The 906-nt window shown below is 44.6% G+C and carries 1 protein-coding gene and 1 pseudogene; one reads left to right on the top strand and one right to left on the bottom strand.

Translation table 11 applies throughout. The features are described from left to right. Positions 1–297, top strand: a pseudogene (locus R8O11_RS26000) (sulfate ABC transporter permease); the annotation flags it as partial. Between the two features lie 120 nt (positions 298–417). Here R8O11_RS26000 and tnpA read toward each other — a convergent pair. Beyond that, positions 418–879: an IS200/IS605 family transposase gene (gene tnpA, locus R8O11_RS25995; RefSeq protein WP_318194710.1), complete on the bottom strand. Its 462-nt coding sequence runs from the start codon at positions 877–879 to the stop codon at positions 418–420. Between the last annotated feature and the right edge of the window lie 27 nt (positions 880–906).

The raw sequence follows: 906 nt of genomic DNA, 5'->3' as shown, positions 1-906 counted from the left end.
ACCGTCACAGCCGAAGGACAAACAAGCGATATCTCGACCTCGTGGTACGCCGCAACCAGCTACAACCTAAACAAGTTCACCCCTTACGTGGTTTATGGCCAACAGTTTGACGACAACGAAAAGAAGACCGGTGACAGCGTCCTGACAGGGTTAAGGTTTGACGTGGATTACAACGTGTCAGTGAATGCCGAATGGCAACACTTTAAAGCCTTCAACAACGACTCCGGCGCGTTTTCTCTCCCACCAGCCGATACCAATGCCAACCTCTACACGGTGATGTTGAATTTCGTCTTTTAGCTACTCAATACGAAAAAAAAGTATCCACCGGCATAGCCGGTGGTTTTTCATATGCGCCTATAAGGCTCTCTTACTGGCAGCGCCCTAGCAGGCGCATAGTGATCTGACATTTGCATATGACTATTTCCAGCGGCCCGTAAACGGGCTACCTGAATACGGGATCGACAATTGCTCTCCCATTTTATCCTGCTCTAGTTGATGCTTTATGTAACTTTGTATCTTGCCGGTATTTTTTCCTACCGTATCGACATAATACCCTCGACACCAAAATTCTCGATTCCTGTACTTAAACTTCAAATCTCCAAATCGCTCATAGAGCATCAGGCTACTTTTTCCTTTCAAATACCCCATAAAGGATGAAACACTTATCTTAGGTGGTATCTCTAAAAGCATATGAATATGATCTGCGCAGCATTCTGCTTCAACAATATTCACGTTTTTCCATTCACATAGTTTTCTAAGTATCTCGCCTACTGCCCTTCGTTTCTCACCATAGAACACCTGTCTTCGGTACTTAGGTGCAAAAACCACATGATATTTACAGTTCCATCGCGTATGCGCTAAGCTCTTTTCGTCCCCCATTAGGACCCCCTTTCAATTCTTAATTAA

The sequence above is a fragment of the Vibrio sp. 1288 genome (assembly GCF_033344475.1).
This window is presented reverse-complemented; position numbering and strand designations above follow the sequence as displayed.

Excerpts from the sequence above, each read along its gene's own strand:
- tnpA (WP_318194710.1), bottom strand. The coding sequence starts at position 879 with ATGGGGGACGAAAAGAGCTTAGCGCATACGCGATGGAACTGTAAATAT.